The following is an 18,393-nucleotide window of genomic DNA, read 5'->3' as shown; positions in this document are numbered from 1 at the left end:
GGGTTGTTATTTGAGGGGCGCGGGCACGTCGATCGGCTCTTCTTCCGATTCACGCACGCCAATGAGTTCGGCTTCGGACAGCTGACCGGTCAGCATGCGCCAGAGGTTGTGCACCAGGATCAGCGCGATGGAGACCGCCGTCACCACGCCACAGGCGTAGAAGATGGCCATGGAAGTCTCCATCACGGCACTGGTAGTTTCCAGGTTGATGAGCGCCTGCTCCCAGGCCCCCCTGAACAGCAGCCAGCAAACAAACAGCATGAGTCCGTGGCCCGCCACAAAAAACACTTTCTTGATCGCCAGCGGCATGCGCGAGACCAGGGTGTCCGAGCCCAGGTGGGCCCCTTCTTTCATGGCCACGATGGCCCCCAGGAAGGTCATCCACACGAACAGCCAGCGCGACAGTTCCTCGGACACCGTGATGCCGGAATTGAAGCCGTACCGCATGATCACGTTGCCGAAAACCAGCACCACCATCACGGCCAGGCTGGCGGCAATCAACCAGCTGAGCCACTTGCAATAGCCATTGATCAGTGTGTTGAGCATGGCGTTTCTCCTTTTGTTCAGGCACTAATGTACGAACTGGTTAGTTTTCGCAGATCAGGGCTAACCCTTATTCAAAACCAACACCATCGCCTAGCTGTTATTTGGTTTCGGCATAACCCACAAAGCGCAGCAGCAGCTGAACCACATGCTCGCGTTGCAGGGTTTTGGCCTGGGTTTGCCGGTCATCGCGGTCAAAGATCATGCCGAAGGTGTAGCGGTTGGAGACATTGAACACCGTGAGCGCCGAAATGGCAGCATGGATGTCCACCGGATCGAGCCCAGGTCGGAACACCCCCTGCGCCACACCCCTGTCGTACAGGTGCCGGATCGAGTCGATCGCCTGGATGTTGAGCTGCCGAATGCCCTTGCTCTGGCGCAGGTACTCGGCGCGGTGGATGTTCTCGCTCATCACCAGCCGGATGAAATCCTCGTTGTCGCGGTGGTGGTCATAGGTGAACTCGACCAGTTTTCGCAAGGCAACCAGCGGCGCCAGATCGTCCAGGTGCAGTTCGGCCTCGATGCTGCGCATGCGGCGGTAGGCCTCTTCGAGCACCGCCAGGTACAGGCCGTCCTTGCTGCCGAAGTAGTAATAGATCATCCGCTTGCTGGTGCGGGTGGCCGCCGCAATGGCGTCGATGCGGGCACCTGACAGACCTTTGTCCGCGAACTCGTGCGTCGCCACTTCCAGGATCTCGGCCATGGTCCGTGCAGGATCGTTGGTGCGCCCGGCCTCCCGGGACGTTTCAGCCGGGACCGCAGGCGATGGTGCGGAATGTACCGTTTGGTTCATCCGCACAAGTATAGGTGGGTTTGCAGGCCGTAGGGCGACATTGCCTTGACAGCAGACAAGGGTTCACCGAGACCGCCGGGATCCCGAACCGCGGACGCATGATCACGGTGCGCACCCAGTAGGCGCGGCGTGGCGCTCAGACCAAGGGCACGGTGATTTGCGCAATCACGGACCGGGTGTCGGGGCGCACGCCACGCCACCATGCAAACGCCTCCGCGGCCTGCTCCGCCAGCATGCCCACCCCATCGGCCAGATGGGCCACCCCGGCCTGCCGGGCCAAGTGCAGGAAAGGGGTCAGTCCTTTGCCGTAGGTGAGGTCATACGCCAGACAACCCGGTGCAAATGCCGTTGCGGACAAGGGCGGCATTTGGGCCGTGAGGCTGGACGACGTGGCATTGAGCACCACATCGAACGCGCCGGTCACGTCCTCGTAGCCCAGCCCGTGAACCGGCACAGTGCCGCCCTGATGCGCCAGCGCCAGTGCAGCCAGCTCCTGGGCTTTGCTCACGGTCCGGTTGGCAACCACGACTTCGGCAGGGGCCTGCGCCAGCAGGGGCAGCAATGCCCCGCGCGTCGCCCCCCCTGCCCCGAGGATCAGCACCCGTTTTCCGCGCAGTGCAAAGTCCAGGTTGTGGACCACATCGCGCACCAGACCCACGCCATCAAAATTCTCGGCGTACACACGGTCACCTTCGAACTTCATGGCGTTCACGGCCCCCGCCATGCGGGCACTCGGGGCCAGATCGGTGGCATAGGCAAAAGCGTCCAGCTTGAAAGGGGCCGTCACATTCATGCCCTTGCCGCCTGCAGCGCGGAAAGCGTCCACGGTTGGGGCAAAGCCCCCCAGAGGACCCAGCACCTTGGAGTATTCGATGTCCTGCCCGGTCACCTGGGCGAACGCCATGTGGATCAGCGGGGACTTGCTCTGCTCAATGGGGTTGCCGATCACGGCATAGCGGTCTGTCATGGCGAACTCTGAAAACAACTTGGGGGCCGAAGCCCCCAGATGGGACAGGCCGAGCCCGTCCAAATGACTTGCGCAGAGTTTACCGCGCAGGTGCTGCCATCAGCCGTTCAACTGCTGCTCCAGCTGGTGCAGCACCTGGTAGCAAGGCAGCACCTGTGCCAAACTGGAATTGGGCTCACGGCCTTCGCGGATGGCCGCAAAGAATTCGCGGTCCTGCAGCTCGATGCCGTTCATCGACACATCGACCTTGGACACGTCGATCTGCTCGTCCTTGCCGGTGAACAGGTCGTCGTAACGCGCGATGTAGGTGCCGGTGTCACCGATGTAGCGGAAGAAGGTGCCCAGCGGGCCGTCGTTGTTGAACGACAGGGAAAGCGTGCAGATGGCGTCGTTGGCCGCTTGCAGCTGGATGCTCATGTCCATGGCGATGCCCAGCGTCGGGTGGATCGGGCCCTGGATGGCGTTGGCTTTGACGATGGGGCTGCCCGCCTGGTAGGCGAACAGGTCCACCGTGTGGGCGGCGTGGTGCCACAGCAGGTGGTCGGTCCAGCTGCGCGGCTGGCCCAAAGCGTTCATGTTGGTGCGGCGGAAGAAGTAGGTCTGCACATCCATCTGCTGGATGTTGAATTCACCGGCGCTGATCTTCTTGTGCACCCACTGGTGGCTGGGGTTGAAGCGGCGGGTGTGGCCGCACATGGCCACGAGACCCGTCTGCTTTTGCAGAGCCAGGACTTCTTCGCCTTCCTTCAGCACGTCGCACAGCGGGATTTCGACCTGCACATGCTTGCCCGCCTCCAGACAGGCCTTGGTCTGTGCGGCGTGCATCTGCGTCGGCGTGCACAGGATCACAGCGTCCACTTCCTTGATGGCCAGGCTGTCGGCCAGATCGGTGGTCACATGCTGGATGCCGTACTTGTCGGCGACTTCACGGGTCTTGTCCAGGTCTCGGCTGATGAGGGAGACGACTTCGACATCGGCGATGTTCTTGATGCCGTCCAGGTGCTTGATGCCGAAGGCACCGGCACCGGCGAGTGCGACTTTGATGGTCATGGTGTTTCCTTTTCAGGTGTTCTCAAGAATGGCGTGGCCGACAGCGGTGTTGCTGGCAGGCACATGGTAGAAGCGGTGCGCGAGTTTCGGAGCCTTGCCCGTCACTTTGCCGTCGTTCACATCGGACATGGCACCACGGGCGATCAGCCACATGACCAGCTCGATGCCTTCGCTGCCGGCTTCGCGCACATAGTCGATGTGCGGTGTCTGGGCACACGCCACCGGGTCGTTGATCAGCTTGTCCAGCCAGGCGTTGTCCCACTCGCGGTTGATCAGGCCCGCGCGCGCGCCCTGCAGCTGGTGGCTCATGCCACCGGTGCCCCAGATGTGCACGTTCAGGTCTTCGTCATAGCTCTCGACCGCCTTGCGGATGGCCTGCCCGAGGTTGAAGCAGCGCTGACCGCTGGGCACAGGGTACTGCACCACGTTCACGGCAAACGGGATCACCGGGCAGGGCCAGGCGTCTTTCTGGGGGTCCAGCTCGCCACACATCAGGCTGAGCGGCACGGTCAGGCCGTGGTCCACGTCCATCTTGTTGACGATGGTCAGGTCAAAGTCCTGCTGGATCACGCTCTGCGCAATGTGCGAGGCCAACTCCGGGTGGCCCTTCACCACAGGTACCGGGCGCGGGCCCCAGCCTTCGTCGGCCGGCTGGTACTGGGCCGCCGTGCCAATCGCAAAAGTCGGGATCATGTCCAGGCTGAAAGCCGTGGCGTGGTCGTTGTAAACCAGAAAGATCACATCAGGTTTGTTGTCCTTCATCCATTGCTTGGAGAAGTCGTAGCCCGCAAACAGCGGCTTCCAGTAGTCTTCTTGGGTCTTGCCCAGGTCCATGGCCGCGCCGATGGCGGGGACATGCGAGGTGTAGACGGATGCGGTGATCTTGGCCATGCTTATGCCTTTTTTCCTGCTGCGCCCTGAGGCTGGTTCTGCGCTTGCGCGTCGCCGTTTTCGCCGATGTAGCGGTTGCCTTCAACCGAGCGGCCGCCTTTCATCATCATGGCGCGGTATTCGTCTTCGGTCATGCCAGTCATGGAGCCGGCCATCTGCTGGAAGCTCTTGCCGTCGGTCGCGCCGATCTTGGCCAGGAAGTAGATGTTGCCGCCGGTGCGCATGCACCAGTTCAGGTCGCGCGCCAGCACGGCCTGCTTTTGCTCTTCGGTCATGGCCCACCCGTCCAGGTAGGCGCGCTCGTTGGCCTTGAACTTCTCGCGGTTCTCGGCCTTCATCAGCGACATGCAGAACTGGTTGAGCCAGTAGCCTTTGCGCGATTGCTCGGCATCAAAAATGATCGTGCCGGGCACGTCGGTGTAGGGTTTGTCCAGTGCCATGTCAGAGTTCCTCGGGCCAATACAGGCGCATCGGATTGTCCACCAGCAGCTTCCTTTGCAGCTCTGCCGTCGGTGCGATGTGCGGGATGAAGTCCACCAGCAGGCCGTCATCGGGCATGTGGTCCTTCAGGTTGGGGTGCGGCCAGTCGGTGCCCCACAGCACGCGGTCGGGAAACTCTTGCACGATGCGCTTGGCAAACGGGATCACGTCCTGGTAAGCGTTTTGCTCGCCGTTCAAGGCCTTGGGGCCAGTGACGGACAAACGCTCGGGGCAAGACACCTTGCTCCAGACATTGGGGTGCTCGCGCATGAACTTCTGGAACAGCGCAAACTGCGGGCCATCCACGGGCAGCGACACATCAGGGCGACCCATGTGGTCCACCACCACGGTGGTGGGCAGTGCGGTGAAGAAATCCCACAGCTCGGGCAGGTCCACCGCTTCAAAGTAGATGACCACATGCCAACCCCACTTGGCGATGCGGCTGGCAATCTCCATCAACTCGTCTTTGGGCGTGAAGTCCACCAGGCGTTTGACGAAGTTGAAGCGCACACCGCGCACACCGGCGTCGTGCATGGCCTGGATTTCTTCGTCCGTCACGCTGCGCTTGACGGTGGCCACACCACGCGCTTTGCCGCCAGAGTTGACCAAGGCATCGACCATGGCGCGGTTGTCCGCACCGTGGCAGGTGGCTTGCACCACCACATTGCGCGCAAAACCGAGGTGATCGCGCAGGGCGTAGAGCTGGTGCTTGCTGGCATCACAGGGCGTGTACTTGCGCTCGGGCGCATAGGGGAACTCAGCGCCCGGGCCAAACACGTGGCAGTGCGCGTCCACTGCGCCAGCGGGCAGTTGGAAGGTGGGTTGGCTGGGGCCGGTGTACCAGTCCATCCAGCCCGTGGTTTTGGTGAAATCACCGGATGTGGGTTTGGTCATGGTGTTTGCCTCAATCGATGTATTTCAGGCCCGCAGCGGCCAGGGGCTCGCGCATCTTGTACATGTCCAGGCCCAGAACGCCTTGCGCCAATTTCTCGCGCTTGGCGCCTTCGTTGGCCTCACGGGCCTGGGCGGCTTCGAGCGTCTTGGCGGCCAGCGCCTTGGGCACACAGACCACACCATCGTCATCGGCCACGATCACGTCGCCAGGGTGGACGATCATGCCCGCGCACACCACGGGGATGTTCACCGAGCCCACCGTGGCCTTGATCGTGCCCTTGCTGCTGATGGCTTTGCTCCAGACCGGGAAACCCATTTTGGTCAGCTCTTTCACATCGCGCACACCGGCGTCGATGATCAGGGCGCGGGCACCACGGGCCATGAAGGACGTGGCCAGCAGGTCACCAAAATAGCCATCGGTGCATTCGGCCGTGATGGCCGCGACCACGATGTCGCCGGGCTGAATCTGCTCTGCCGCCACATGCATCATCCAGTTGTCGCCGGGGTGCAGCAACACCGTCACCGCGGTGCCGGACACCTGCGCGCCTGCATAGATGGGGCGCATGTAAGGCTTCATGAGGCCGACGCGGCCCATGGCTTCGTGCACGGTGGCCGAACCCAAAGCGGCCAGGCCGTCAGCGGCTGCGCGGTCCGCGCGGGTGATGTTGCGGTAAACAACGCCGAGTTCGTACATGGTTTTCTCCTGAATTTCTAGAAATTGGCTCACTGGCCTTTGGCTTTGAGCCGGTCGTCCAGGCGCTTGAACACGCGACGGGCATTGCCTTCGTAAACCATGTAACGCTCTTGGTCGTTCAGGTTGGCCGTGGCTTGCACATAGCGCTTGGTGTCGTCGTAGTAGTGGCCGGTTTCGGGGTCGATGCCACGCACCGCACCAATCATTTCCGAAGCAAACAGGATGTTCTTGACCGGGATGACCTTGGTCAGCAGGTCAATGCCTGGCTGGTGGTACACGCAGGTGTCAAAGAAGATGTTGTTCAGCAGGTGCTCGGACAACAAAGGCTTTTTCAGCTCCTGTGCCAGACCCCGGAAGCGGCCCCAGTGGTAAGGCACCGCGCCGCCGCCGTGAGGGATCAGGAACTTGAGCGTCGGGAAGTCCTTGAACAGATCGCTGGTCAGGCACTGCATGAAGGCGGTGGTGTCGGCGTTCAGGTAGTGCGCGCCGGTGGTGTGAAAACAGCTGTTGCAGCTGGTGCTCACGTGGATCATCGCGGGGATGTCGTACTCGACCATCTTTTCGTAAATCGGGTACCAGGCCTTGTCCGACAAGGGCGGCGAAGTCCAGTGCCCCCCCGACGGATCAGGGTTGAGGTTGATGCCGACGTTGCCGTATTGCTCGACGCACTTGACCAGTTCGGGAATGCAGGTGGCGGGGTCCACGCCGGGTGACTGGGGCAGCATGGCCGCAGGCACAAAGTTGTCGGGGAAAAGCTGGCTCACGCGGTAGCACAGCTCGTTGCAGATCGCCGCCCAGGTGGACGACACATTGAAGTCGCCAATGTGGTGGGCCATGAAGCTGGCCCGGGGACTGAAGATGGTGATGTCCGAGCCGCGCTCTTTCATCTTGGCCAGCTGGTTGGTCTCGATGGTCTCGCGCAGTTCGTCGTCGCTGATCTTCAGCTCGGACACTTTGGGCATGGACGCGGGGTCCTTGATGCCAGCGATCTGGCGGTTGCGCCAATCTTCCAGCGCCTTGGGAGCGGTGGTGTAGTGACCGTGCACATCAATGATCAAGGGCTGGGTTTGGCTCATGTCTGTTTCCTTGTTGGACCGAATTTCTGTGGGCAATTGTGCAGGCACACCCTGCCCCCACAAAGGCCTCCGCGCATCTACCAGCTAGAACAAATTCGCATAACCAATACCTGGATATGACAAAATCAAGCCATCGGAGCCGCATCAGCATGGACCTCAGACAGCTTGAATACTTTGTACGCGTGGCCGAAATGGGCAGTTTTACCCGTGCGGCCCAGGTGCTGGGAATCGCCCAGCCCGCACTCAGTCGCCAGGTGCGCTTGCTCGAAGTCGAGCTGCGGCAAAACCTGCTGGTGCGCAATGGCCGGGGGGCCAGCCCCACCGACGCTGGGCAACTGCTGCTCGAACATGGCCGCGGCATCCTGCACCAGGTCGAGCGCGCCCGAGAAGAACTGGGACGGGTGCGCCGCGGCCTGTCCGGGCGGGTGGCTCTGGGCCTGCCGCCCAGCCTGGCTCGCGTGTTGACGGTGCCTCTCACGCGTGCCTTTCGTCAGAAACTGCCTGAAGCCCAACTGTCCATCAGTGAAGGGCTGTCAACGGCCATGCAAGAAAACCTGCTCAATGGCCGACTGGACATCGCCGTGCTCTACAACCCCAGCCAGCTGCCGGGCATTGAACTGCAAGACCTCCTCGAAGAGGAGCTGTTGCTGGTCCAGCCACGTCCACCGGGACTGCAGGAAGATCCTCCGCCTGCACCCATCACCCTGCAAGAAGTGGCTGCCTTGCCCCTGGTGATTCCGAGTCGACCCAATGCCATCCGCATGCATGTCGAGTCCGAAATGGCGGCCATTGGCTGCCGTCCGCAGATCGCCCTTGAAATCGATGGTGTGAGTGCCATTCTGGACCTGGTGGCCGATGGCGCTGGTCACGCGATCCTGTCCCACAATGCCGTGATGCGCTCGGTACGGCCATCGGCCTATACCGTGCGTGCCATCAGCAAGCCTCCCCTGCGCATTGCGCTGACCACGGCTATCAGTTCCTTGCGGCCGAGCACCTTGACGCAACAGGCCACACTGGAATTGCTGCGGCAAACAGCCCTGGCCTGGCATTCCCCGGCTTGAGGGACAAGCGCCCACGCAGGGATAAAATGCAGCCGCAACAAGCCAACTCTCCGTGAATGGACGGCAAACCAGCAGCAACAGCGCCAGTCCACTGCCCCATTTTCTGAGAAATAGCTCAATTATTCATGGCTGCGGCCGATCCTACGTATCTATGCCTCACCAACGTCGACCTGAAATGAATCAGCATGAGCACCTCTAAGACTGTCACGGCTGAGTTTTCCGTCAACATTGAACACCTGCATGCCTTGGGGGTGGTTGACCCCCATTCCAAGCAAAGTCTTGAGCTTTACCACTCCGGGAAGCTCAACGCCAATGAACGGCTTTATTTCTCTCTCTGGGGCTCCTCCGAACTGTCCACATCCCTCATCAGGGCCAAAACCCGTTTCGCCAAGCAAGGCGAACCCGTGAGCTCGGCGTACTTCATTGTGAAAGGAACGGTTCTGGGCATCAGGGACGAGGAAATTTACCGACTCGGTCCTGGCAGTGTGATCGGCCTGGCCGAAGGCATTGGCGCATTGCCCCACTACATGACCGTGGTCACGGTGGATGATGTCCAAGTGCGTGTGTTCCCTGTTTTTTCAATTTCCAAAATGGTCAAGAACATGCCTCCGGGTTTGCGCGGCATTCTGAAGTCCACAGTCATGCGCACACTCAAACTTGAGACGCCTCCAGCGGTATTGATGTGAATTCATTTGACGAAATACAACTCGAAGAAGGCCAGATACTTTTCGAAGCCGGCGCCCCTGCGGACAAGCTTTACTTCATCCAGTCAGGCAGCATCAACATGGGTGACAAGAACACCGGTGTGGTGTTTGCAACGCTCAAAGCCGGTGATTCGTTTGGCGAACAGGCCATGCTGCAAGGTGGCATTCGGGGTGCCACCGCCACTGCCGCCGAAGCCACCGTGTGCCTGGAAATCACGGCCGAGGGCCTGCGGCACATCCTGAAAACAGCCTCACCCATTCTGACCGCCGCATTTGAAGCGCTGATGCTTCAACAGAACATGCAAAACGCTTTGCGTCTGAGAAAGTAAGGCCACGGGCAGCCACAGGCGTCGGTGCGACGCCTGCCTTCAAGTCCGCATGCGGCCCATCAAACGGGCAAATGTCGCAACAACCACAAAAGAGCACTGAGCGAAAAAAACGACGCCACTGTGGTCACCAGCAAAGTGGCTGCACTGGTCGCGCCATGACCATGGCGTTGGCTCAGGATGGTGTAAATGCCCAGCATGGGCAAGGCTCCCGAGATCAAGGCCGCCGATCGCAGTGAAGGGTCCGCGACAGGGAACACCCAGAAAAGCATGGCCGCCATCGCCAATGGGTGCAGGACCAGCTTGCCAAACGTGATTTGCGATAGGGTGCCATGAAGTCCCTGCACCTTGAGGCCCACCAGTGAACCCCCGATGACGAACAAAGACAGCGCACCACTGGCCGCAGCGAACAAGTTGACCGAACGCGCCAAAGGTGCAGGCAACTGCCAGCCTGACAAAGACCATGCAAAGCCGCCCACGATGCCCCAGATCATCGGGTTCTTGAGCAAGCCCATGAGTGTCTGCCCCAACACACCCCAGGCATGCCTGGCCTCGGATCCGTCACGGTCGGCAAGCGCCAGCAGCAGCGGAATGAGGAATAAATTTTCCACAATCATGTTGAGTGCCAGAGCCACACCGGCCACAGGCCCCAAAGTCAGCAGCATGATGGGGTAGCCCACGAAACCACTGTTGGGGCAAGACATACCCATGGCCATCATGCTGCTGTAACTCCAGCTGTGGCCCTGCACCTTGCGCGCCCACCACAGACCGCACCCCATCACCAACATGGACCCCGCGGCATAAGCGCCCAGGTATTGAAGATTGAAAATTTCACTCACACTGCGTTGCGACAGCGCGTTGAACAACAGCGCAGGCAAGGCGATTTGAATGGTGAAGCGGCCAAACACGGGCATGTCCGCCTGGGTGAAGAGGCCGCGCCGCGTGGCCACATAACCAAGCGCAATGGCCAGGTAAATCGGTCCAGTGATCCCGAGGATGTCCAACGCAGTGTCCATGGCTCAGCTCATTGCAACGGGATGCCGGCTTTGTGGATGACGCCACTCCAACGGGTCATGTCCGCATCCAGCCATCGCCCCAGCTGTTCAGCACTGCTGTGCTTGGCCACCACGTTCAAATCGGCCAGCCGTTTTTTCACATCCGGATGGTTCAGGGCCTTCCTGGCTTCCTGATTCAAACGCGCAATCACAGCCGAAGGCGTCTTGGCAGGCGCTGCCAGGGCATTCCATGAAGTGACATTGAAATTGCTCAGTCCCGGAAGACTGCTGACCAGCACCGCTCCGGGCAAATCGACGGGCAACGTCTCACCCATCACGGCCAGGGCGCGCACAGCTTTGGCCTGGATCTGGGGTTTCATGGGGCCCAGAATTTCCACGGCCGCATCGACCTGACCTCCGCGCAGTGCATTGATGACCGCAGGTGTGCCGTTGTAAGGTATGACCTGCGCAATCAAATTGGCTTGCGAGCGAAACAATTCGGCCGCCAAGTGCTGGGTACTGCCAATGTTGATGGTGCCCAAATTCATCTTCCCCGGATGCGCGCGACCCCATGCAAGCAAATCCGTGAGGCTCTTATAGGGAGAGGACTCAGGCACAAGCACCGCCAGATCAAACTGACCGAGCAAGGACACGGGTGCCAGATCCTGGCGGGGATCAAAGGGCAACTTCTTGAACAAGCCAGCGCTCACCGCCGTGCCATTGGAAATCAGCAGCAGGGTGTGACCGTCGGGCTCGGCTTTGAGTACAGACTCCGCTGCCGCGATTCCACCTGCGCCAGGTTTGTTCTCAATCACGATGGCTTGACCCAGGTTCTCAGCCATTTTCTGGGCCACGGTGCGGGCCGTCAGATCGGCCACACCGCCCGGCCCAAAAGGCACAACGATCTTGATGGGTCGCGTTGGAAAATCCACCTGCGCGTGGCCCAAACCACAGAAGATGGACAAAAGGACGCCGTGCAAGAAGCTTACAAAACGGGGATGTTTCATCATCAAGGGTTGGAAGGGAAACCGACTCATGCGCTATTGTGATGGATGCCCACCCCCATCAGGCGTGCAGGAATCGGGCTGACAGCACCGGGGAGCTCCGCCCGATCACAGGTCCAGCACCAAGCGCGCCGTCTGACTGCGCGAGCAGCAGACCATCAGGCAGTCGCCTTTTTCCTGCTCTTCCGGGGTGAGGTACATGTCCCAATGGTCAGGCTTGCCTGTCACAACCCGTGTCAGGCAGGTACCGCAAATGCCCTCCGAGCAGGAAAACGGCACTTCTTTCCCGGCGTCTTGCAACACCTTCAGGATCGACTGGTCTTTGGTAACGGTCAAAGTCTGACCGCTCTTTTGCAGCAGGATTTCAAAGCTGCCATCGGCAGCAATCGGTATCTGAGTCAAGTCTGAGGCGTTCATGCGCTCACTCCGTTTTGATTTTCTGCAGCCAACAGGCGCTCAATGATGCGACGCGATTGCACGCCCCCTGAATCGATGTTGAGCATGAGCAATTTGCGATCTGGCCACTGGGTGATGTTGGCCTGCTGCAACTCCAGCATCTCCATGTCTTCGTTGAATATGCCGCCCTGTCCCGTACGGATCTTGTCGGTCAGCGCCACATCTTCGGGCTTGAACTGGCGCGCCATGCCCCAGTGGTACCAGTGCGAGGTTTCGGTTTCGGGCGTGATGAAGTCCACCACCACGCTGTAGGCTTTCTTGTCGGCCGGTGCATCAAAACCACCGTGGCCCGCCAGGGCCACGCCCACGTCGATCATGATGTGACTGGGCGGCGAGAAGCGGCAGATCTGCCAGCGGTCCACCTTGGCCTTCGGGTCCAGGCCGTTGGCACTCATGGCCATTTGCCAGAACGGTGGTGCCTGGATGTCTTGCATGTGACGCTGCAAGATGACCTGGTTGCCATCCACCGAAGTGGTGCAAGGCGTCTCGTCGATCTCGGGTTGACCAATGCTGTTGGCGTGCACATAGGTTTCGTGCGTGAGGTCCATCAGGTTGTCGATCATCAGGCGGTAATCGGCCTTGACGTGGTACAGCCCTCCGCCATAGGCCCATGCCGGGTTATCAAAGAACTCAAAGACCGGCATCTGAGCCACATCGGCTCTGGCCTGATCGCCGGGCCAGACCCAGACAAAGCCATAGCGTTCGACCACAGCGAACGACTTGACCGCAGGAAAACCCCGAACCCGTTGGCCGGGCATGTGCACCGTCTTGCCATCGACGCCCATCTCCAGACCGTGGTAGCCACACTGCAGATGACCTTTGCACACTTTGCCCAATGACAAGGGCGCGCCGCGGTGCGGACAAAAATCTTCTACCGCAGCGACTTGGCCCTCTGGGCCTTTGAAGAAGGCCATCTTCTCGTTGCAGATGGTGCGGCCTAGCGGTTTGTCGCCGAGCGCTTCGAGTTCGGCCAGCGAGCAGGCCACATACCAGGTGTTCTTGATGAACATGATCTTTCCTTTCAATGGCGGGACACGCCCAGCAGGCGGTCCAGCAGTTCAGGGTCTTGCCGCAACGTGTCGGCGTCGCTCGCGTGCACCACGGTGCCGTGGTCCAGCACCACCGCTTGGTGGCTGATGGCCAGAATGGCCTGCGGGTGCTGTTCAACGATGATGGCCGACAAGCCCTCCTCGCGGGTGATGCGGGCAATCGCACGCAGCAGCTCTTCCACGATGATAGGCGCCAGGCCTTCGAGCGGCTCGTCCAGCAAGAGCAGCTTGGGGTTCAGCACCAGGGCGCGGGCCACGGCCAGCATTTGCTGTTCGCCGCCCGACAGCTGCGTGCCCAGATTGCCCTTGCGTTCGGCCAGGCGCGGGAACATTTCATACGCGCGCTGCGGCGTCCAGGCACCCGGGCGCGTCACGGCGGTGAGGTTCTCATCCACCGTGAGCGATTTGAAGATGTTGCGCTCCTGCGGCACCCAGCCGATGCCTGCAGCCGCCCGGGCATGCGAAGGCAGGCTGTGCAGCGCCACACCGCCGAGCGTGATGCGCCCAACATGCTGGCGCGTGGCCCCGGCCAGCGTGTCCATGAAGGTGGTCTTGCCCACACCGTTGCGGCCCAGCAGGGCCAGGGTCTGGCCTTCAGCGAGCGACAGACTCACATCGTGCAGCACCACGGCATCGCCGTAACCTGCGCTCAGTTGTTCAACTTGCAGCAGCTGTGTCATGTGCGCACCTCTTCGCCATGCCCCAGATACACCGCCTTGACCTGCGGATCGTTGGCAATCACGTCGGGCGTGCCCTCGGTCAAGACCGCGCCATTGACCAGCACGGTGATGCGGTCGGCAAATTCAAACACCAGGTCCATGTCGTGCTCGATCAGCAAGACCGACACATCGGCCGGCAGTGCGGCCACGGTCTGCAGCAGTTCTTCGCGCTCGCCTGCGGGCACACCGGCCACCGGCTCGTCGAGCAGCAGCACCTTGGGCTCGCAGGCCAGGGCAATCGCCATTTCCAGCAGGCGGCGTTTGCCGTAAGGCAGCGCCGCCGTGTTCTGGTGCATCACTTCGGTCAGGCGGAACAAAGCCAGCAGTTCTTCGCAGCGCGCTACCACGGCCGCATCCTGACCCAGCTTGGGCCACCAGCGCGCGCCCAAGCCGCGCCGTTGCGACACCACCATGGCCAGGGTCTGCAAAGGCGTCATACTGGCAAACAGCTGGTTGATCTGGAAGGTGCGCACCAGGCCACGCGCCACCCGCTGGTGGCTGGGCAAATGGCTGATGTCCTGACCCAGCAGCTCGATGCGGCCTTCGGTGGGCGGCAACACGCCGGTCAGCAGGTTGATCAGCGTCGTCTTGCCTGCGCCGTTGGGGCCGATCAGCGCATGGCGTGCGCCGAGCTGGAGCGACAGGTTCACGTGGTCGGTAGCAGTGATGCCCCCGAAGCGTTTGACCAGGCCATGGGCCTGCAACACGACTTGGCTCATGCCTGCCCCCCTTTGAACCAACGGGCAGGACTCAAGCGCTCACGCCCCACCAGCATCAACACCACCAGGAACAGGCCCATCCAGAAGGTCCAGTACTGCGGCGTGATGCCCGAGATGATGTCGTGCAGCAGCTTAAACACCACCGCACCCAGCACGCCGCCATACAGCCAACCCACACCGCCAATCACCAGCATCAGCACCGCATCGGCCGAGCGCTCCAGCGCGAACACGTCGAGCGAAGCAAAGCCGGTGGTCTGCGCCAGCAGTGCGCCGGCCGCGCCCGCCACGCCTGCGGCCAGGGTGTAGACCACGGCCAGGCGCGACGGCACCGAAATGCCAATCGCCGCAGCCCGCAACGGGTTGTCGCGCACCGCCATCAAGGTGGCGCCCCAGGGCGAAGACACCCAGCGCCGCGCCAAGGCAAACAGCAGCAGCAAGACCGAGAGCGAGTACCAGGCGGCGGTCTGGCCGTACAGGTCGAATTCAAACCGGCCAAAGAGCGGCCCCATCATCACGCCCTGCAGACCGTCCGAGCCGCCGGTGAGCCAGTCGAGCTTGTTGGCCAGTTCGAGCAAGAGCAGCGCTACGCCCAGCGTGACCATGAGCCGCGTGAGGTCCGAGCCGCGCAGGATGGTGACCGAGCAGACCGCGCCCAGCACCGTGGCCGCCGCCATGCCCACCGCCAGACCCAGCAAAGGATCGGGATGGATGAACTTGGCAAACAGCGCCGCGCAATACGCGCCAAAACCCAGAAAGGCCGCATGCCCCAGTGTGACGATGCCGGTGTATCCCAGCACCAAATCGAGCGAGACGGCGAACAGCGCCACGATGGCGATCTCGTTGACGATGAGCGCATGGCCCGGCAGCAAAGCAGGCAGGGCGAAGGCCACCGCCCAGAGCAGCGGCTCGTACCAGCGCCAGCGAGAGGCCGACAACAGTCGGGAACGTGCATCTTTTGGATGTGCCATCACTTGCCCCCCTTGCGCACAAACAGACCTTGCGGCCGCCAGATCAGAATGGCGATCATCAGCGCATACACAATGAAAGCGCCCAGCTTGGGCACGTAATATTTACCCGCCACATCGGCCACACCCAGCAGCAGCGCGGCCAGCAGCGGGCCAGTGATGGACGAGGTGCCGCCCACGGCGACCACGATCAAAAAGTACACCATGAACTTGAGCGGAAAAGTCGGGTCCAGCCCCAGCACTTCGGCACCCAGTGCACCGCCCAGGCCCGCCAGGCCCGAGCCCACCGCAAAGGTCAGCGCAAACACCTGGTTGACCGGGATGCCCAGGCCTGCGGCCACGCGACTGTCGTCCACACTGGCGCGCAGGCGGCTGCCAAAGCGGGTGCGGGTGAGCACGTATTGCAGCGCCACCGTCAGCACCGCGCACACGGCGATGATGAACAGGCGGTAGTGGCCCATACCCAGGGCCCCATCCCACAATTCAGTGCGCCCCCGCAACCATTCGGGCAGCTGCATGATCTGCTGCTGCGAGCCCATGAAATAGTCCACCGCCGCCACGGCCATGAAGGCCAGGCCGATGGAAAACAACACCTGGTCCAGATGCGGCTTGCGGTACATGGGCCGGTACACCGTGCCCTCCAGCACCGCGCCCAGCAAGGCCGCACCGGCAAAGGCCAATGGCAGGCACAAGAGGAAGGGCACATCGAAGCGCTGCATCAGCACCACCGTGATGTAGCCACCCACCATGGCAAAAGCGCCGTGGGCCAGGTTGATGAAGTTCATCAGGCCCATGGTCACCGACAGGCCCACGGCCAGGATGAAGAGCAGCATGCCGTAGGCGATGCCGTCAAAAAGAAGGGTCAGCATGAAAGACTTTCGAGCAGACCAGAAGGGTTGTTCCGGTCAAGCGCTGTGCTTACTTGGTCTTGCCTGGATCTTTCACGTCCTTGATCGTCGCAAACTCCTGGTTGTAGAGCTGGCCATTGACCTTTTCGACCTTGCGGATGTAGATGTTGTGCACCACATCACGGGTTTGTGCATCGATGAACATCGGGCCACGTGGACTTTCAAAGACCTGACCCTTCATGGCCTCAAGCAAGGCCTCACCCCCTGCACCTTTGGTGGCTTTGGCAGCTTCGTAAATCACGCGCATGCCGTCATAGCCGCCCACCGCCATGAAGTTGGGGCGCAGACCGTTGTTGGCCTTTTCAAAGGCTGCCACAAATTTCTTGTTCAGCGGCGAGTTGTGTGAGGCCGAATAGTGGTGCGAGGTGACCACGCCGTTGGCCACATCGCCCATGCTGTTCAAGATATCGTCGTCGGTGATGTCCCCCGTGCCGATGAGCTTGATGCCGGCCTTGTCCATACCGCGCTCGGCAAACTGTTTCATGAGCGCAGCACCTGCGCCCGATGGCACAAACACATAGACCGCGTCGGGTTTGAGGTCACGCACTTTTTGCAGGAAAGGTGCGAAGTCCGGATTGCGCATGGGCACGCGCAGTGAGTCAAGCACCTGCCCGCCGTTGAAAAGCAAGCGCTCCTTGAAGTACTTTTCAGCGTCGATGCCTGGGCCGTAATCCGACACCAGGGTCACGACCTTCTTGATGCCGTTGTTCGGTGCCCAGTCAGCGATGGCGACCGCGGCCTGAGGCAGCGTGAAGCTGGTGCGCACGATGAAGGGCGAAGCCTGGGTGATGCTCGATGTGGCCGCAGCCATCACCACCAGCGGCGTTTTCGATTGCGTGGCAATCGGGGCCGTGGCCAGTGCCAGCGGCGTCAGGCCAAAACCGGCCAGCACGCTCACCTTCTCATTGACCACCAGCTCTTGCGCGATGCGCTTGGTCACGTCCGGTGCGCTGGTGTCGTCCTTGACGATCAATTCGACTTTCTTGCCTGCCACGGTCGAGCCATTCTGGGCCATGTACAGGCGGGCAGCGGCTTCGATCTGCTTGCCCGTCGAGGCAAACGGCCCGGTCATGGGCAGGATCAGGCCGATCTTGAAAGTGTCTTGGGCCATGGCTGTCTGCGCGGACAGCGCCAGCGCAGCACAGGCCACTGCGCTCAGGAATTGTCGTTTTTGCATGGAAGTCTCCTGGTTGAAATGAAGGGGTTGAAAATCTGGTCTGGGCATCATGTCTGCCGAATCAGCTGCACGCCAGGCATGGCTGTGGCCTGTGGGTCGCGCACCGCCAGCTGCATGTTGTGGCGGGCGATGCGCGAGTGCTCCCGCATCAGCGCTTCTGCCCGCCCGGCTTCGCGACGCTCGATCGCATCCAGCACCTGCCGATGCTGGTGCTGGGCCACCACCAGCATGTCGCGCGCCGGGGCATTGTTGACCTGCACCCCCACAAAACCCGAAGGTGATGCAAAAGGCAAGCTGGCAGCACGCTCGATCTCGCGCGAGAGCACCTCGCTGCCGGGCATGTCGGCCAGCAAGCGGTGAAATCGCGCATTGAGCTGCACATATTCGGAAAACATCTCGTCGCTGAGCGAAGGGTCCTGCAGCACGCGGTCAATCTGGTCCAGGCAATCACGGGCTTGCGCCAGCGAGACACGGCTCACCCCGCGCTCGGCCGCCAGTCGCGCAGCCAGGCCTTCGAGCGTGCCACGCAGCTCGATGGCATCGCCCACCTCGCGCTCGGAAAACGTGCGCACGGCATAGCCGCCACCGGGCAAGGCCTGCAGCAGACCCTCCTGCTCAAGCCGCATCAGGGCTGCACGGATCGGTGTGCGCGAGACACCCAGCAAGTCCACCAACGCCAGCTCCGCGATGCGGGCTCCCGACGCCAGCTGCCCGGCCAGGATCAATTCACGCAGGCGCTGCTGTGCCTTGACGGCTTGGGAGCCGCCCTCATCGCTGGGCATCAACACCTGACGTGATCGAACGGGTACGGCTGACATGGAACAGGGCTTGGGCATCGAGATGCGGATTATGTATACAGAAAGCACCAAACAAGCCCAATTTCGCCCATTTTTTAAGCAAACAAGGGTTTCTCTGTATCCAA

22 protein-coding genes are annotated in these 18,393 nt (G+C 61.3%); 3 read left to right on the top strand and 19 right to left on the bottom strand.

Annotated features, from left to right (window positions below; translation table 11 throughout):
* Nucleotides 1-6 precede the first annotated feature (6 nt).
* The 9 genes from IC609_RS08385 to IC609_RS08345 form a co-directional block, all read right to left on the bottom strand.
* Nucleotides 7-546 carry a TRAP transporter small permease gene (locus IC609_RS08385; protein ID WP_191819061.1) on the bottom strand — a complete coding sequence of 180 codons (540 nt, stop codon included), beginning with the start codon at nucleotides 544-546 and terminating at the stop codon, nucleotides 7-9.
* A 97-nt stretch (nucleotides 547-643) separates the two neighbouring features.
* The gene (locus tag IC609_RS08380; protein ID WP_333473667.1) at nucleotides 644-1,246 is read right to left on the bottom strand and encodes a TetR/AcrR family transcriptional regulator; all 603 of its coding nucleotides are present in this window, start codon (nucleotides 1,244-1,246) and stop codon (nucleotides 644-646) included.
* Nucleotides 1,247-1,472: 226 nt separating this feature from the next.
* Nucleotides 1,473-2,303: a shikimate dehydrogenase gene (gene aroE / locus IC609_RS08375; protein ID WP_191819059.1), complete on the bottom strand. Its 831-nt coding sequence runs from the start codon at nucleotides 2,301-2,303 to the stop codon at nucleotides 1,473-1,475.
* Between the two features lie 99 nt (nucleotides 2,304-2,402).
* Nucleotides 2,403-3,353, bottom strand: a complete 951-nt coding sequence (locus IC609_RS08370; protein ID WP_191819058.1) for a Gfo/Idh/MocA family oxidoreductase — start codon at nucleotides 3,351-3,353, stop codon at nucleotides 2,403-2,405.
* Between the two features lie 12 nt (nucleotides 3,354-3,365).
* Nucleotides 3,366-4,244 (bottom strand): class III extradiol dioxygenase subunit beta, encoded by an 879-nt coding sequence (locus IC609_RS08365; RefSeq protein ID WP_191819057.1) that lies wholly within the window; start codon nucleotides 4,242-4,244, stop codon nucleotides 3,366-3,368.
* Between the two features lie 2 nt (nucleotides 4,245-4,246).
* Nucleotides 4,247-4,684, bottom strand: coding sequence for a protocatechuate 4,5-dioxygenase subunit alpha (ligA, locus tag IC609_RS08360; RefSeq protein WP_191819056.1), 438 nt, complete (start codon nucleotides 4,682-4,684; stop codon nucleotides 4,247-4,249).
* A 1-nt stretch (nucleotide 4,685) separates the two neighbouring features.
* Nucleotides 4,686-5,618, bottom strand: coding sequence for an amidohydrolase family protein (locus tag IC609_RS08355; protein WP_269902670.1), 933 nt, complete (start codon nucleotides 5,616-5,618; stop codon nucleotides 4,686-4,688).
* 10 nt (nucleotides 5,619-5,628) lie between these two features.
* The gene (ligK, locus tag IC609_RS08350; RefSeq protein WP_191819055.1) at nucleotides 5,629-6,312 is read right to left on the bottom strand and encodes a 4-carboxy-4-hydroxy-2-oxoadipate aldolase/oxaloacetate decarboxylase; all 684 of its coding nucleotides are present in this window, start codon (nucleotides 6,310-6,312) and stop codon (nucleotides 5,629-5,631) included.
* A 29-nt stretch (nucleotides 6,313-6,341) separates the two neighbouring features.
* Entirely contained in the window at nucleotides 6,342-7,370 is a 1,029-nt protein-coding gene (locus IC609_RS08345; RefSeq protein WP_191819829.1) for an amidohydrolase family protein, read from the bottom strand.
* A gap of 167 nt (nucleotides 7,371-7,537) precedes the next feature.
* On the opposite strand from IC609_RS08345, the gene IC609_RS08340 reads away from it, so the two are divergent.
* The 3 genes from IC609_RS08340 to IC609_RS08330 all read left to right on the top strand — a co-directional run bounded on the left by IC609_RS08340 (nucleotide 7,538) and on the right by IC609_RS08330 (nucleotide 9,482).
* Nucleotides 7,538-8,449 carry a LysR substrate-binding domain-containing protein gene (locus IC609_RS08340; RefSeq protein WP_191819054.1) on the top strand — a complete coding sequence of 304 codons (912 nt, stop codon included), beginning with the start codon at nucleotides 7,538-7,540 and terminating at the stop codon, nucleotides 8,447-8,449.
* 185 nt (nucleotides 8,450-8,634) lie between these two features.
* Entirely contained in the window at nucleotides 8,635-9,135 is a 501-nt protein-coding gene (locus IC609_RS08335) for a cyclic nucleotide-binding domain-containing protein (protein WP_191819053.1), read from the top strand.
* Nucleotides 9,132-9,482, top strand: a complete 351-nt coding sequence (locus IC609_RS08330) for a cyclic nucleotide-binding domain-containing protein (protein ID WP_191819052.1) — start codon at nucleotides 9,132-9,134, stop codon at nucleotides 9,480-9,482. Before IC609_RS08335 ends, IC609_RS08330 begins: the two co-directional genes overlap by 4 nt.
* A 59-nt stretch (nucleotides 9,483-9,541) precedes the next feature.
* On the opposite strand, the gene IC609_RS08325 is transcribed toward IC609_RS08330, so the two are convergent.
* The 10 genes from IC609_RS08325 to IC609_RS08280 all read right to left on the bottom strand — a co-directional run bounded on the left by IC609_RS08325 (nucleotide 9,542) and on the right by IC609_RS08280 (nucleotide 18,289).
* Nucleotides 9,542-10,495, bottom strand: coding sequence for an AEC family transporter (locus tag IC609_RS08325; protein ID WP_191819051.1), 954 nt, complete (start codon nucleotides 10,493-10,495; stop codon nucleotides 9,542-9,544).
* Nucleotides 10,496-10,503: 8 nt separating this feature from the next.
* Nucleotides 10,504-11,454: a Bug family tripartite tricarboxylate transporter substrate binding protein gene (locus tag IC609_RS08320; RefSeq protein ID WP_225224092.1), complete on the bottom strand. Its 951-nt coding sequence runs from the start codon at nucleotides 11,452-11,454 to the stop codon at nucleotides 10,504-10,506.
* 132 nt (nucleotides 11,455-11,586) lie between these two features.
* Entirely contained in the window at nucleotides 11,587-11,895 is a 309-nt protein-coding gene (locus tag IC609_RS08315; RefSeq protein WP_191819049.1) for a 2Fe-2S iron-sulfur cluster-binding protein, read from the bottom strand.
* Nucleotides 11,892-12,944 carry an aromatic ring-hydroxylating oxygenase subunit alpha gene (locus IC609_RS08310; RefSeq protein WP_191819048.1) on the bottom strand — a complete coding sequence of 351 codons (1,053 nt, stop codon included), beginning with the start codon at nucleotides 12,942-12,944 and terminating at the stop codon, nucleotides 11,892-11,894. The genes IC609_RS08315 and IC609_RS08310 overlap by 4 nt, the downstream gene beginning before the upstream one ends.
* 11 nt (nucleotides 12,945-12,955) lie before the next feature.
* Nucleotides 12,956-13,663, bottom strand: coding sequence for an ABC transporter ATP-binding protein (locus IC609_RS08305; RefSeq protein WP_191819047.1), 708 nt, complete (start codon nucleotides 13,661-13,663; stop codon nucleotides 12,956-12,958).
* On the bottom strand, nucleotides 13,660-14,421 hold the full coding sequence (locus IC609_RS08300; protein WP_191819046.1) for an ABC transporter ATP-binding protein: 762 nt from the start codon (nucleotides 14,419-14,421) through the stop codon (nucleotides 13,660-13,662). The genes IC609_RS08305 and IC609_RS08300 overlap by 4 nt, the downstream gene beginning before the upstream one ends.
* On the bottom strand, nucleotides 14,418-15,389 hold the full coding sequence (locus IC609_RS08295) for a branched-chain amino acid ABC transporter permease (protein WP_191819045.1): 972 nt from the start codon (nucleotides 15,387-15,389) through the stop codon (nucleotides 14,418-14,420). Before IC609_RS08295 ends, IC609_RS08300 begins: the two co-directional genes overlap by 4 nt.
* On the bottom strand, nucleotides 15,389-16,255 hold the full coding sequence (locus IC609_RS08290; protein ID WP_191819044.1) for a branched-chain amino acid ABC transporter permease: 867 nt from the start codon (nucleotides 16,253-16,255) through the stop codon (nucleotides 15,389-15,391). Before IC609_RS08290 ends, IC609_RS08295 begins: the two co-directional genes overlap by 1 nt.
* Before the next feature lie 49 nt (nucleotides 16,256-16,304).
* A complete protein-coding gene (locus IC609_RS08285) occupies nucleotides 16,305-17,471 on the bottom strand; it encodes an ABC transporter substrate-binding protein (protein ID WP_191819043.1) in 1,167 nt (388 codons plus the stop codon).
* 47 nt (nucleotides 17,472-17,518) lie between these two features.
* Nucleotides 17,519-18,289 carry a GntR family transcriptional regulator gene (locus IC609_RS08280; RefSeq protein ID WP_191819042.1) on the bottom strand — a complete coding sequence of 257 codons (771 nt, stop codon included), beginning with the start codon at nucleotides 18,287-18,289 and terminating at the stop codon, nucleotides 17,519-17,521.
* Nucleotides 18,290-18,393 lie beyond the last annotated feature (104 nt).

Source organism: Limnohabitans radicicola (assembly GCF_014837235.1).
GTDB classification, from domain to species: Bacteria; Pseudomonadota; Gammaproteobacteria; order Burkholderiales; family Burkholderiaceae_C; genus Limnohabitans_A; species Limnohabitans_A radicicola.
Note: the sequence above shows the minus strand (reverse complement) of the source record. Positions and strands in the feature narration are given on the sequence as shown.